The 14,585-nt window shown below is 75.6% G+C and carries 6 protein-coding genes; 5 read left to right on the forward strand and 1 reads right to left on the reverse strand.

All coding sequences use genetic code 11. The annotated features are described in order from the left end of the window. Positions 1-182: 182 nt before the first annotated feature. The 5 genes from AB8735_RS34590 to AB8735_RS34610 are packed head-to-tail and all read left to right on the forward strand — an operon-like array spanning position 183 to position 13,471. The gene (locus AB8735_RS34590; RefSeq protein ID WP_372411961.1) at positions 183-6,926 is read left to right on the forward strand and encodes an SDR family oxidoreductase; all 6,744 of its coding nucleotides are present in this window, start codon (positions 183-185) and stop codon (positions 6,924-6,926) included. Beyond that, positions 6,923-11,236: a beta-ketoacyl synthase N-terminal-like domain-containing protein gene (locus AB8735_RS34595; protein WP_372411586.1), complete on the forward strand. Its 4,314-nt coding sequence runs from the start codon at positions 6,923-6,925 to the stop codon at positions 11,234-11,236. Before AB8735_RS34590 ends, AB8735_RS34595 begins: the two co-directional genes overlap by 4 nt. Further along, entirely contained in the window at positions 11,233-11,529 is a 297-nt protein-coding gene (locus tag AB8735_RS34600; RefSeq protein WP_372411587.1) for an acyl carrier protein, read from the forward strand. Before AB8735_RS34595 ends, AB8735_RS34600 begins: the two co-directional genes overlap by 4 nt. Continuing rightward, a complete protein-coding gene (locus AB8735_RS34605; protein WP_372411588.1) occupies positions 11,526-12,326 on the forward strand; it encodes an alpha/beta fold hydrolase in 801 nt (266 codons plus the stop codon). The genes AB8735_RS34600 and AB8735_RS34605 overlap by 4 nt, the downstream gene beginning before the upstream one ends. Then, positions 12,323-13,471: a glycosyltransferase gene (locus AB8735_RS34610; RefSeq protein WP_372411589.1), complete on the forward strand. Its 1,149-nt coding sequence runs from the start codon at positions 12,323-12,325 to the stop codon at positions 13,469-13,471. The genes AB8735_RS34605 and AB8735_RS34610 overlap by 4 nt, the downstream gene beginning before the upstream one ends. Positions 13,472-13,481: 10 nt before the next feature. Here AB8735_RS34610 and AB8735_RS34615 read toward each other — a convergent pair whose 3' ends face one another. Beyond that, complete coding sequence (locus AB8735_RS34615) at positions 13,482-14,540, reverse strand: class I SAM-dependent methyltransferase (protein WP_372411590.1); 1,059 nt, start codon at positions 14,538-14,540, stop codon at positions 13,482-13,484. Between the last annotated feature and the right edge of the window lie 45 nt (positions 14,541-14,585).

Raw genomic sequence — 14,585 nt, forward strand, 5'->3', positions numbered from 1 at the left:
CCCGCGCAACCCCGGGGCCGTGGGTGCCGTGCCATGCCGCCAGGGGTGGGGGCGGCCGCTCGGGGGCGGTGGGGCGGGGAGCTGTACCCGTAGGAGTGAACTTTCCTCGGTGAGGCTCTACTTGACGACCCCAGTGGAGAGATCGTCGGTGCTTGCGCACACGATGGAGGTTTCCCTTGACGGTGGCAACGGCCCGACGCATGGTGATCGGGGTCAGCCCCTTCGGCGAGCCGGATGCCCGGCTCGCCGCTGCCGTCAGCAGCGCCGGAGGGCTCGGCGTCATCGACCTCGGAGGTGACGGCAGAGCCGCCCGGGACGCCCTGGACCTCGCCCGCCTCTGGACACCCGGCGCCTTCGGCGTCCGCGTCCCCGCCGACGGCGCGCCGATGCTCGACGAGCTCCGCGCCTCCGGCGGCGACGGCCCGCAGGTCGTGCTGGCCGCACCCGGATTCCCCCTGCACCGAGGGGAGTTGTGCCCGGGGACCGTCATCGCCGAGGTGCGCAGCCTGCGCGAGGCCCGTACGGCCGTGGCCGCGGGGGCGGACGGGCTCGTCGCGCGCGGCGGCGAGTGCGGCGGACCGGCCGGTGAACTCTCCACGTTCGTCCTGCTCCAACAGCTCCTCGGCGACGACCGCATCACCCTCCCCGTCTGGGCCTGCGGCGGCATCGGACCGCACACCGCGGCCGCCGCCGTCCTCGGCGGCGCCGCCGGTGTGGTCCTCGACGTCCAGCTCGCCCTCCTCGACGAGGCCGGCACCGCGCCCGGACTCGCGGCGGCCCTGCGGCTCCTGGACGGAACCGAGACCCACTACGCGGACGGCCGGCGCACCCTCGACCCGCACCGGCCGGGCCTGCCCGGCACCCTGCGCGGCAGGCCGCTGCCGCTCGGCCAGGACGCCTTCCTCGCCCGCCGTTTCGCGCGGAAGTACGGGACCGCGGCCGTCGCCGTGCGAGCCGTCCGGGACGCCGTCGAGCGGGCCGCACGGGACGGGAGCGCGCCCGGCGCGCTGCGGCCCGGCTCCCCGATGAGCCGCGCGCTCGGTACCGAACTGCCCGTCGCCCAGGGGCCGATGACACGCGTCAGCGACCGGCCCGGGTTCGCGGCGGCCGTCGCCGACGCGGGAGGGCTGCCCTTCCTCGCCCTCGCGCTCGCCGGACCCGAGCGCACCCGGGCCCTGATCGAGGGGGCCCGTGCCGCGCTCGGCGACCGCCCCTGGGGCGTCGGCCTCCTGGGCTTCGCTCCCGAGGACGTCCGTACCGCCCAGCTCGCGGCCGTACGCGACCTCCGCCCCACCCACGCCATCATCGCGGGCGGCCGGCCCGCGCACGCCGCCGACCTGGAGCGGCACGGCATCCGTACGTTCCTGCACGTGCCCTCGCCCGGACTGCTCGAACAGTTCCTCGCCGCGGGCGCCCGGCGCTTCGTCTTCGAGGGCGCGGAATGCGGCGGCCACATCGGACCGCGCAACAGCTTCCCCCTCTGGGAGGCCCAACTCGCCGTCCTCGAAGACTTCCTGGACGCGCGGCCCGACCAGGACCGGTCCGCGGTCGAGGTGCTCTTCGCCGGCGGCATCCACGACGAGCGCTCGGCCGCCATGGCCGCCGCGCTCGCCTCCGGAATCCGTGCGCGCGGCGCCGCCACCGGAGTGCTCATGGGCACCGCCTACCTCTTCACCGAGGAGGCCGTCGCCCGCGACGCCATCCGCCCCCTCTACCAGCGGCAGGCGCTCGCCGCCGAGAGGACCGCCGTCCTGCGCACCGGGCCCGGCCAGGCGACCCGCTGTCTTCCCAGCCCCTACTGCCGCACCCACGAGGCGCACCGGGAGGAACTGAGCGGACGGGGCGTACCCGACCGGCAGGTGTGGGAGGAACTGGAGCGGCTCAACCTCGGGCGGCTGCGCATCGCCGGCAAGGGCGTCGAGCGCGTCGGCGACACCCTGCAGGACGTCGACGAGCGACGGCAGCTCGACGAAGGGCTGTTCATGGCCGGCGAGGCGTCCGTCCTGCGCACCGCCACGACCGGTGTCGCCGCCCTCCACCATCAAGTCGGGCACGGCGCGGCCTCGTTCTACGAGGAACGGTCCCGCGCCCTGGCGCCGCCGCCGGACGGGGAACAGCCGGCGCCCGAGCCACTGGAGATCGCCGTCATCGGCATGGCCTGCGTCTTCCCGCAGGCCCCCGACCTGCCGGCCTTCTGGGGCAATGTGCTCTCCGGCGCCGACGCCGTCACCGAGGTGCCGCCCGAGCGCTGGGACCCCTCCGTCCACCACGGTCCGGAGGCGACCGCCCACGACGTGTCCACCTCCAAGTGGGGCGGCTTCCTGCCCCGCGTTCCCTTCGACCCGCTGCGCTACGGCATCCTCCCGGCCTCCCTGCCCGCCGTCGAACCCGTCCAGCTGCTCGCGCTGGAGACCGCCGCGCGGGCGCTGGCGGACGCCGGCTACGACCGCCGGGAGATGCCGCGCGACCGCACCTGCGTGATCTTCGGGGCGGAGGCCGGCAGCGACACCTCGGACGCCGCCGCCCTGCGCGCCGTCCTGCCGTCCTACCTCGGCCGCCTCCCCGAGGAACTGGCGGCCCGGCTGCCCGCCCTCACGGAGGACACCTTTCCCGGCATGCTCGGCAACGTCATCGCCGGGCGCATCGCGAGCCATCTCGACCTCGGCGGCGCCCACTACACCGTCGACGCGGCCTGCGCCTCCTCCCTGGCCGCCGTCGAGGCGGCCTGCGCCCAACTGCGCGGCGGCGCCGCGGACCTCGCCCTGTGCGGGGGCGCCGACCTGCACAACGGCATCAAGGACTACCTCCTCTTCTCCTCCGTCCGTGTCCTCTCGCCCACCGGCCGCTGCCGCCCCTTCGACGCCGATGCCGACGGCATCGCGCTCGGCGAAGGCGTCGCCTGCCTCGTGCTCAAGAGGCTCACGGACGCCGAGCGCGACGGCGACCGCGTCTACGCCGTCATCGAGGCCGTGGGCAGCAGCGCCGACGGACGTTCGCCGGGGCTGACCGCGCCCCGCCGGGAGGGACAGCGCGCCGCCCTGGAACGGGCCTACGCGCAGGCCCGCGTCCGCCCCGCCGAGGTGGGGCTCGTCGAGGCCCACGGCACCGGTACGGCCGTCGGCGACCGCACCGAACTCGCCGCGCTCACCGAGGTGTTCACCGCGTCCGGTGCCGAGCCGGGGAGCTGTGCCGTCGGATCGGTCAAGTCCCAGATCGGGCACACCAAGTGCGCCGCCGGGCTGGCCGGGATGGTCAAGGCGGCCCTCGCGCTGCACCGGGGCGTACGGCCGCCGACCCTGCACCTGCGCCGGCCCGACCCCTCCTGGCGGCCGGACGCCAGTCCGTTCGTCTTCCACGACAGGGCGCTGCCATGGGCACGGCCCGTCGAACGGCGGGTCGCGGGGGTGAGCGCGTTCGGCTTCGGCGGCACCAACTTCCACGTCGTGCTGCGGGGCCACGGCGGGAGCGCGCCGCCGTCCTGCGGCCACGACGTCTGGCCCGCCGAACTCCTCGTCCTGCGGGGCGCGGACGACGCGCGCGAGCTGCTGCGGCTGACCGGGCTCAACGACGGCGCCGGGCGCCCCTGGCGACTGCGCGACCTCGCCCTGACCGCCGCGCGGCGCACCGGCGGACACCCGGCCGGTGCCGCCGTGGTGGCGACCTCCCTGGACGAACTGCCCGATCAGCTAAGGGCCGTGGCCGCTGGGGAGCCGGGACCGGGAGTCCACCTCCCGGACCGGCACGACGCCCCGGCGGGCGAGGTCGCCGTCCTCTTCCCCGGCCAGGGCAGCCAGCGCCCCGGCATGCTCGCCGAACTCTTCGTCGCGTTCCCGGAGACCCAGCGCCATCTGCGCCGGGCACCGGCCGACGTCCTCTTTCCCCCCGCCGCGTTCGACGCCGGGACCCGGGAGGCGCAGCGCGCCCGCCTCGCCGACACGCGTCACGCCCAACCCGCCCTGGGAGCCGTCTGCCTGGCCGTCCACGACGTGCTCAAGAGGCTCGGCGTACGGGCCGGCATGGCGGCCGGGCACTCGTACGGGGAACTCGTCGCCCTCGGGGCCGCGGGGGTCCTCTCCTCCGAGGCCGTGCTGGACCTCAGCGTCGCGCGCGCCGAGGCGATCGTCCGGGCGGCGGGGGACGAACCCGGTGCCATGGCCGTCGTCGCGGCGGAACCGGGCAAGGCCGAAGCGCTGCTCGACGAGGGCGGACTGCTGGGGAGAGCCGTCGTCGCCAACCACAACGCGCCCGCGCAGAGCGTGGTTTCGGGGGATGCCCCGGCCGTCGAACAGGTTCTGGCCGCGGCGGCGGACGCCGGGCTGAGCACACGCCGTCTCCCCGTTCCCTGCGCCTTCCACAGCCCGCTCGTCGCGGGAGCCGTGGAGGAGTTCGCCGCATCGCTGGCCGGACTCCCGGTCCGTACGCCCGCCTTCCCGGTCTGGTCCAATACGACGGCCGACCGCTATCCGGAGAATCCCGCGGACGTGCGGGAGCGGCTCGCCGGGCAGATCGCCGCGCCCGTGCGCTTCGTCGAGCAGATCGAGGCGATGTACGAGGCCGGGGCCCGGGTGTTCGTCGAAGCCGGGCCCGGTACGGTGCTCACCGGACTGGTCCGGGCCATTCTCGGGACGCGCCCGCACCTCGCCGTTCCCTTCGAACCGCACCCGGACGCCGGGCTGGCCGGACACCTCCAGGCCCTGGCCCGCCTCGCGGTGGCGGGTGTCCCGGTGGCGGCGGAGCGGCTGTTCACCGGGCGCGACGCGCGCGTCGCCGACCCGGCCGCGGTACCGGAGCGGGCGGGCTGGACGGTCGACGGCCACCTCGTCCGCACGGCCGACGGGGCGCCGCTGCCCGGGGGACTGCAACCGGCCCGGCACATCGGGCCGCTCGCGCCGCCCTCCGCGCGGACGGACGACCCCGGCCTGCTGGCCGAATTCCTGCGCACCAGCCGGGAGATGGTGACGGCACAGCGGGATGTGCTGCTGGCGTACTTCGGCGCCGGGCAGGCCGGACACGCCAGGCGGGGGCCGGACGCACCGGATGTGCCGGCCCTCCCGGAGCCCGTGCCTGTGCCCGCGCCCGTGCCCGTGCCCGCGTCGGGGCCCGGGACCCCCGTCACGGCCACCGGGCCGGATCTGCTGACCACGGTCCGGACCGTGATCAGCGAGCGGACCGGCTATCCGCTGGAACTCATCGGGCCCGATCTGGACCTGGAAGCCGAGTTGAGCATCGACTCGATCAAGCGCACGGAGATCGTGGGCGAACTCGGCCGGCGGCTGAGAGCGGCGGCGGGACCGGACCGGGACGCGTCGGCGGAGCCGGAGCTGGAAGACCTGCTCCTGGCCCGTACGGCGGCGGCGCTCGCGGACCGGCTGGGGGCAGGGACGGGCGGAGGAGACCGGGCGGAGGGCGCCGCCGCGACCGGCCGGAAGGAGGCGCCCGCCGCGGACCCCCGCCACGACCGGACGCCCGGGGGAGCCAAGAGCACCGCGCGATACCTGCTCCGCGACGTCCCGCTCGCCGGTGCGCCCGAACCCGACGACGCCGTCCTGCGCGGGCGCCGCTTCCTGGTGCTGGCCGAGGACACGCCGCTCGCGCGCACCCTCGTCGAACGGCTCCGCGGACTCGGGGCGGCCGCCCGGTGCGACAGCCGCCCGGACCCGGAGGAGAGCCGTCCGCACGACGACGGGGTCATCCACCTCACCGCGCTCACGCCCGGTACCGCCCCCGTACTGCCCGCCGGATTCCCCGAGTTCCAGGCCGTCCTGCGCGGCGGACCGCGCTGGCTGCTCTGCGCCCGGCCCGCCGGGGAGGACACCCGTACGGCAGGGCTGGGCGGATTCTTCCGGACCGTCGCACAGGAATACCCCGGCACCCTGGCCCGCGTCGTCACCATCGACACCGACCGCCCCGTCACCGCACTCGCGGACGAGCTCGTCGGTGAACTCCTCGCCCCCGACCGCTGTCCGGTCGTCCGCCGCACCTCCGACGGCACCCGGCTGGGACCGGAGCTCCACCCGGCCCCGCTCGACTGCCCGGACGACGGCGACACCGTGAAGACCGCCCTGGCCGCCGGCCTCGGCCCCGGCAGCGTGGCCCTCCTGGCCGGCGGGGCCCGGGGCATCACGGCCCGCGTCGCCGTCACCCTCGCCGCCGCCGGATGCCGCGTCGAACTCCTGGGCCGCACCGACCTGTCCGGCACCACCGAGGACCCCGGCCCCGCCCAAGCCCCCGACCTCACCGCCCTCCGCACCGTCCTCGCCGGGCGCGGCGGCCTCGCTCCCGCCGACGTCGACCGCGAAGCCCGCCGCGTCCTCGCCCGGCGCGAAGTCGCCGCCACCCTCGGCGAGATCGCCGCCCTCGGCGGGGCGGCCCGCTACCACTGTCTCGACCTCCGGGACACCGACGCCGTGCGCACGGCCGTCGAGGAGATCCATGCCGGGACGGGGCGCATCGACGCCGTCGTCCACGCGGCGGGCGTCGTCGAGGACCGGCTGCTCGCCGACAAACGGCCCGACTCCTTCGCACGCGTCCACGGCACCAAGACGGACGGTGCCCGCGCCCTGCTCTCCGCCGTGCGCCGACTGCCCGAACCGCCGCGCCTGGCCGTCCTGTTCGGCTCCGTCGCCGCCGTCCTCGGCAACCGGGGGCAGGCCGACTACAGCGCCGCCAACGACGCCCTCGCCGCCCTGGGCCGGCACTGGCGGCGGACCACCCCGGGCCGCGCGCTCACCGTCCACTGGGGTCCCTGGGCACCCGACCCGCACCACCCCGGCATGGTCGGACCGCAACTCGCCCGCGACCTCGCCCGCAACGGGATCGGGCTGATCGACCCGGAGGCCGGGGTGCGCGCGCTGTTCCGCGAACTCGCCCACGGCGACGCCGACATCGACGAGGTGGTCCTCGCCGCCCCGGGCCGGCTCCTGTGACCGCGGCCCGCGAGCCCGTCGCGATCGTCGGCATGGCGGTGACCCTGCCCGGAGCGGGCGACCTCGGCACGTACTGGCGCAACCTCGTCGACGGCGTCGACGCCATCACCGGCCTCCCGGAGGGGCGCTGGCACCCGGAAGGCATCGCCTGCCGTCGCGGCGGCTTCGTCGACGGCCTCGTCGACTTCGACCCGGCCGCCTTCGGCATCATGCCGACGGCGGTGCACGGCACCGAGCCCGACCAGCTGATCGCCCTGCGCACCGCCGCCGGGGCCCTCGCCGACGCGGGCCCCGACGCCCTGCCCGCCGACCGCACCCGCATCGGAATCGTGCTCGGCCGGGGCGGCTACCTCACCCCGCGGACGGCCCGCCTGGGCCAGCGCGTACGGACGTCCGCCCAACTGGTGCGCACGATGAGGGAGGTGCTGCCGGACCTCGGCGAGGAGCAACTCGGCCTCCTGCGCACGGCCTTCCTCGACGCCCTGGGCCCGTACAGCCCCGGCGACGGGCTCGGCCTCGTCCCGAACTTCGCCGCCTCCCGCGTCGCCAACCGCCTCGACCTGCGCGGCCCCGCCTACACCGTGGACGCGGCCTGCGCCTCCTCCCTCCTCGCCGTGGACCACGCCGTCACGGAACTGGCGCGCGGACGCTGCGACATGATGCTCGCCGGGGGAGTGCACCACTGTCACGACGCCACCATCTGGAGCGTCTTCGCCGAACTGGGCGCCCTGTCGCCCTCCCAGCGCATCCGGCCCTTCCACCGCGACGCCGACGGCATGCTGCTCGCCGAGGGCACGGGCGTCATGGTGCTCAAGCGGCTCGCCGACGCGCAGCGGTCCGGCGACCGGGTGTACGCGCTCGTCCGGGGCGTGGGCATCGCCTCCGACGGGCGCACCGCCTCCCTGGTCACCCCCGACCCCGCAGGACAGGCCCGCGCGGTACGGCTCGCCTGGGCGGAGGCCGGGCTCGACCCCGCCGCCCCGGGCGCGCTCGGCCTCCTGGAAGCTCATGGCACCGGTACCCCGGGCGGCGACGCCGCCGAACTCGCCGTCCTCGCCGAGGTGTTCGGGTGCCAGGACCGCGAACCGGACGCCGTCGTCGGCTCGGTGAAGTCGATGATCGGGCACACCATGCCCGCCGCCGGCGCCGCGGGCATGGTCAAGGCGGCGCTGGCGATCCACCACGGAATCCTCCCGCCGACCCTGCACTGCGACGTCCCGCACCCGGCGCTGCTCGACACCCGCTTCCGCCCGGTGGCGGCCGCCCGCCCCTGGGAGGCCGAGGTCCGGCGGGCAGGCGTCAACGCCTTCGGCTTCGGCGGCATCAACGCCCATGCGGTGCTGGAGGAGCCGCCGGGGCCCGCCCCGGTCCGCACCTCCCCGGCCCGGCGGGCCGTCGTCACCGAACGCGAACGGGTACTGCGTCTGGCGGCGGACGGCCCCCGGGCCCTGGCCGCGCTGCTGGACACCGACGACGCGGCGCTGCGCGCCAGGGATACCTGCGGAAGCGGTCCGGCCCGGCTGGCGGTCGCCGGGCCCGGCGCCGGACAACTCGCGCTGGCCCGCAAGGCCGTGACCAGGGGCCGGCTGTGGGGCGGCCGCGGCGGCCTGTGGTTCGCGCCCACCCCGCTCCTCGGCCCCGGCGGCGGACGGGCGGCATTCCTCTACCCCGGGCTGGAGGCCGAGTTCGCCCCCCGGGTGGACGACGTCGCCGACCACTTCGGACTGGAGCGCCCGCGCATCGGGCAGTTGACGGACGACGACGTCGTGGGCCGTGCCGCGGCCCTGTTCGATGTCGGCGGACTGCTGTCGGCCGCCCTCGGCCGCATGGGCATCCGGCCGGACGCCGTCACGGGCCACAGCGTGGGCGAGTGGACCGCGATGATCGCGGGAGGAATCTTCCGGGAGGACCGGCCGGGGACGGCGCTGCGCGACGCCGTCACCCGTCACTTGCGCCTTCCCCCGCTCACCTTCCTGGTCCTGGGCGCCCCGGCCGCACAGGTCGAGGAAGCCCTCCCCGCCTTCCCCGGCGTCGCCCTCTCCCACGACGACGCCCCGCACCAGTGCGTCGTCTGCGGCCCCCGGGAGCAGGTGGAGGCCCTGGCGGCCCGGCTGCGCGGCGAGGGCGTCCTCGGCCGCGTCCTGCCCTTCCGGTCCGGGTTCCACACCCCCATGCTGGCCCCCTATCTCGACGGTCTGACGGAGGCGTTGCCCCGCTTCGCCGTGCATCCGGCCGACGTGCCGGTGTGGTCGGGAACGCTGGCGGCGCCCTTTCCGGACGACGAGGCCGGCATCCGGGAACTGTTCATCCGCCACCTCCTCGAACCGGTCCGCTTCCGGCAGTTGACCGAGGCCCTGTACGCGGCGGGGTTCCGGGCCTTCGTCCAGGTCGGCGCGGGCCAGCTGCCGGCCCTGGTCGGGGACACGCTCGCGGGCCGCGAGCACCTGGCCGTCGCCGCCGACTCGCCGCGCCACAGCGGCCTTTCCCAGCTGGGACGGCTCGCGGCGGCACTGTGGACGATCGGCGCGGAACCGGACTTCACCGCGCTCGGCCCGCGCCGCCCGACCGTCGGCCTCGACCTGGGCGCAGGGCCGGTGTCCCTCGGACCGCGGGCCGGGGAACGGCTGCGCGCGGCACTCGGCCGGGCCCGGGAGGGCACGGCCACCCCGCTGCGCGACCTCGCCCGCCGCGTCCCCGCCGCCGCCGAACTGGAGGCGCTGCTCACCGAGACGGCCACCACGGCGGCCGAGCTGTTCGCGGCCGCGGAGCGCCCCGTCGAGGGCGGGCGGCCGAGGCCCCGCGGGGCGGATCCCACCGTCGTCCGCCGCACCGTGAAGGCCGACGTCGACCACATGCCCTACCTCCTCGACCACTGCTTCTACCGGCAGCGTCCCGGCTGGCCCGAACTCGCCGACCGCTGGCCTGCCGTCCCCGCCACCACGATCGTCCAGCTCATGCTGGAGGCCGCCGGCACCGTCGGAACGCCCGTCGCCGTCCGCGACGCCCGTTTCCTGGAATGGACGGTCGCGGAACCGCCCGTCGCCGTGGAGCTGACGGTCGCCGCCGGAGCGGACGGCGACGGATGGCACCGGGCCGCGTTCGGCCGCCACGCACGCGCCGGCATCCGGACGGCCGCCGACCACCCGGAACCGCCCGCCCCCTGGACGCGCGACGAGCCCGAGACCGCGCCGTCCGTCTCCGCCCGGGAGATGTACGAGCAGCGGTGGATGTTCCACGGACCGCGCTTCCAGGGTGTCACCGAGATCGCCGCGCTCGGGGAGCGGCATGTACGAGCCGTCTTCACCTGCCTGGACACGCCGGGGGCTCTTCTCGACTGTGTCGGCCAGCTGATCGGCTACTGGCTGGCGGCGACGCACGTCGAAGGAGTGGACGTCCTCCCCGTGGGGATCCGGGAGATCGTCCTCCACGGCCCGCACCCTCCCCCCGGCTCCCGTGTCGACTGCCATCTCCGGATCACCCGGATCACGGACAAGCTCCTGGAAGGAGACGCACAGCTCACGTTCGAGGGCCGGGTGTGGGCCGGGATCCGCGGCTGGCAGGAGCGCAGATTCGACTCGAACCCCACGACCGTCGCCGTCATGCGAGGGGCCGACCGCCACCCGCTCTCGTCCCCTCAACCCGGCGGCTGGCAGCTCGTGTTCGACCACTGGCCGGATCCGGCCTCGCTGGAGATGATGATGCGCTGCCAGCTCGCAGGCGAGGAACGGGCCGCCTACGCGCACCGTCCCGTGCGCGGCAGACGGCAGTGGCTGCTCGGCAGGTTCGCCGCCAAGGACGCGGTGCGCCGCCATCTGTGGGAGCACGGGGCGGGGCCGGTCTTCCCCGGTGAAGTGCGGGTCCGCGACGAGCCCTCGGGGCGTTCCCGGCCGGAAGGGGTGCACGGGCGTCGCCTCCCTCCGCTGGAACTGTCCCTCGCGCACTGCCGGGAGGCGGCCGTCGCACTGGTACGGCCCGGAGGCACCCCGGTCGGGATCGGCGTCGAGGAGATCGCCGACCGCACGTCCGAGTCGGTGTCCCGGTTCCGGGCGGCCAAGGAGGCGGCCGCGAAGGCGGAGGGTCTCCAGGGCGATCCGCACGGCTTCCTCGTCACGGCCGAGGATCCCGGCCGCGTCGACGCCCTCACCGTCCGCGCGCCCTCGGGCCGTTCGTACGCCGTCCGGCTGGCGCGCATCGACAACCCGCCGGGGCTGCCGCCCAGGAGCTATGCCGTCGCCTGGACCCTGCCGGACGAGGTCCACCCTCCCGACGAGGTCCACCCTCCCGTACAGCCGAAGGGAAAGCACTCATGACCGCCACGCCCACCGACACCGACGCGTCCGCCGTCCTCGCCGGGGTCACCGACGCCCTGCGGCTCGTGCTCCACGACTGCCCGCCGGATCCCGGCACCGTCACCATGGGGACCCGGTTCGTGGAGGACCTGGACCTGGAATCCGTCGACGTGGTCGCCCTCACCAGCGCACTGCGCGACCGGTACGGCGAACGCCTCGACTTTCCCGCGTACTTCGCCTCGCTCGACTTCGACGAGATCGCCGATCTCACGGTCGGGCACCTGGTCCGCCACATCATGGACCGTCTGCGGTGACGGTGCTCGACATCGGCAGGGTCCGCCTCAACGTCGAGCGCCTGGGCGACGTGGACCGGCCGGTCGTGGTGCTCGTCCACGGCCTGACCGCCGGCAGCCTGGCCTCCTACTACTTCAGCGTGGCCGGCCGGCTGGCGGCGGCCGGACACTGCGTCGTGATGTACGACCAGCGCGGCCACGGCCGCAGCGAACGGCCGCACACGGGCTACCGGCTGGAGGAGTTCACCGCCGATCTCGTCGCACTCCTGGACGTGCTCGGCGTGGACCGCCCCTTCTCCCTCGTCGGCGAATGCTTCGGCGGGGCGGTCGCCATGGACTTCGCCGCCCGGTATCCGCACCGGCTGACCGGCCTCGCCCTGATCGAGTGCCCGCTCCCCACCGGCGCCTGGGCCCGGGGACTGGTCGGGCTGCTCGCCCAGGGGGCGGAGCTGACGCGCGACGCACAGGCGATCGACCGCATCGGGCGGGAGCACGGCCGCTTCGCCGCGCGGGCGGTCCGCCGCTCCCGTCCCCTGCTGCTCGACACCACCTTGCTCGAAGAGGTGGCGGACAGCCGCACCCGCGAGGAGGACGACTGGAGCTCGCTCGACGTACCGGTACTCGCCCTCTACGGGGGCGACTCCACCCTCGTCGGGAACGCTCCCGTCATGGAGCGCGTCCTGCCGCACTGCCGTACCGTCGTCATCCCCGGCCATGGGCACCAAGTCCTCGTCGACGCCCGCGAGTCGGTCGGCCCCCTGCTGGTCGACTGGGCTCTTGAGGGCCGCCGACGACAGGAGGGGACGCCTACGCCATGAGCCGGTTCCTCTTCGTCGTCCCCCCACTGGCGGGGCACGTCAACCCGGCGGCCGCCGTCGCCGCCGAACTCGCCGCGCGCGGCCACCGCGTGGCCTGGGCCGCGGCCCCCGAGGCCGTACGGGACGCTGTCGGCGCCGATGCCGAGGTGTACCCCTGCGCGGCCCCGGCGCACGTGCCCCGGCCGCCCGGCCTGCGCGGGGCCAAGGCGCTGCGGTTCCTGTGGGAGGACTACCTCGTACCGCTCGCCGAGGCCATGACTCCGGGCACGCGGGAGGCCGTCGCCGCCTTCCGTCCGGACGTGCTCGTGGCCGATCAGCAGGCTCTCGCCGGAGCCCTGGCCGCCGAGCGGTCCGGGGTGCGCTGGGCCACCTCGGCCACCACCCCGGCGGAGGTGGGCGGTGCCGTCACCCTGCCCGGGGTCGAGTCATGGGTCCGCTCCCGCCTGGCGGGGCTGCGCGAGCGGTTCGGCGACCCCGGGGCCACGCACGATCCCCGGTTCTCCCCGGATCTCGTACTCGCCTACACCGTCGCCGAGTTGGCGGAGGCGACCGTGCCCGGTGTGCGCTTCGTGGGTTCCGCCCTCCACACCCGCCGGATGGTGCCGGACTTCCCCTGGGAATGGCTCGACCGGGACCGGGTCACCGTCCTGGTCTCCCTCGGAACGGTCAATACCGACAACGGCGGCCGCTTCCTGGCCGAGTGCGCGGCAGCCGTACGGGACCGGGCGCACCGCCTGCAGGCCGTGATCAACGACCCCGGTGGAGTGCTGGACGGGGCGGCGGACGACAGCGTGCTCACCCTGCCGGGAGTCCCCCAACTCGACCTGCTGCCCCGGGTGTCGGCGGTGGTCTGCCATGCGGGCCACAACACCGTCGTCGAATCGCTGTGGCAGGGGGTTCCGTTGGTGGTCGCGCCCATCCGTGACGACCAGCCCTTCGTGGCCGACCGGGTCGCGGCGGCGGGCGCGGCGGTGCGGGTGCGCTTCGGCCGCGCCGACCGCGCCGGGCTGGGAGCGGCGCTCGACACCGTGCTGGACGGGCCGGACCACCGGGCCGCCGCCCGGCGCCTGCGGGACCGCCTGCGCGCGGCCGGCGGCGCCGGTGCGGCCGCCGGGCACCTCGAAGCGCTCGCGGCACGCGCGTGACCGGAGCGTTTCAGCTCCGGCGCGCGAGGAGCCGGTAGGCGTTGGAGAGGGCCGTGCGCCGGGCGACCGGGGCGAGGCACTGGTCGAGCCCGTAGGCGGCCGCCAGGGCGGGCGAGCCGCTCGCCCACAGGAGCTTCCGCACGCGCCGGGCCGTGGTGGTCGGCCGCCGGGGGTGCCAGGGCGCGTCGTCGTGGGGCGCCAGGCGGGAGAGCAGGAGCGCCACGGCGCCGGCGAGGTCCGTCGGCCGGTGCGCCACCCTCCGGTCGGCCTCCAGCACGGTGAAGCCGGTCTTCTCCAGGGCCTGTCGCAGGTTGCGGAAGGGCATCATGTGCAGGTGCTGCGGCTGGAGCCACGGCACCCACCATCGGCCCAGCAGCCGGGAAAACGCCGATTCGGGGTCCGGGACCTCGATCTGGAGCAGGCCGCCGGGGGCCAGCGCGGTGTGCGCGGCCTTCAACTGCGCGCGGGGATCGGGGGTGTGCTCCAGGTAGTGGTGCATGCTCACCACGTCGTACCGGCCCGCCAGGGAGGGGGCCAGGTCCGTGAACAGCCCCCGCAGAGCCTTGTCGATCCGCCCCGACGCTTCGGCGAACTCCACTCCCTCACCCTGGTCCAGGCCGTGGAACACGGACGTGGGGAACACCTGCCGTGCCGCCTCGGGGAAGTGGCCGTACCCCGTGCCCACATCCAGCCAGCGTTCGGGATCGACGAAGGGCCGCATGAATTCCGCGGAGACGCGGTGGCACTTCAGGCTGAGGCCGGCGCCGAGCAGATTCTCCGCGAACTCACGGCCGAGTCCGTCGTAGCAGTCCCGGTAGTAGAACTCCAGGCCGTCCTGGTTGAGTCGAGGGTTCTGGAAGTGGTGGCCGCAGGCGAGGCACCGGTCGATGACGAAGGTGCCGGGCTTGTGCTGGAGGAGGTCGGGGGTCCGCAGGCGTTCGCGCAGCCGGTCCGACGCGCACCAGGGGCAGGCCGTCCGTCTGGGCCCGAAGAACCGCTCCGTACCGGAGGCCAGGTCACGCTGGTAGAGGGGGCGGAGAACGGCGACTTGCTCGGCTCGCGTTGTCACGCCTGCTGTCGTACCACTCCGATGTCCCCGCCGAGGCCGTGTCCG

The organism is Streptomyces luteireticuli (assembly GCF_041519305.1).
Taxonomy (GTDB): domain Bacteria; phylum Actinomycetota; class Actinomycetes; order Streptomycetales; family Streptomycetaceae; genus Streptomyces; species Streptomyces luteireticuli.

What these genes read in the sequence shown, in the direction of transcription:
- AB8735_RS34600 (WP_372411587.1), top strand. Translation starts at nt 11,233, where the DNA reads ATGACCGCCACGCCCACCGACACCGACGCGTCCGCCGTCCTCGCCGGG.
- AB8735_RS34610 (WP_372411589.1), top strand. Translation starts at nt 12,323, where the DNA reads ATGAGCCGGTTCCTCTTCGTCGTCCCCCCACTGGCGGGGCACGTCAAC.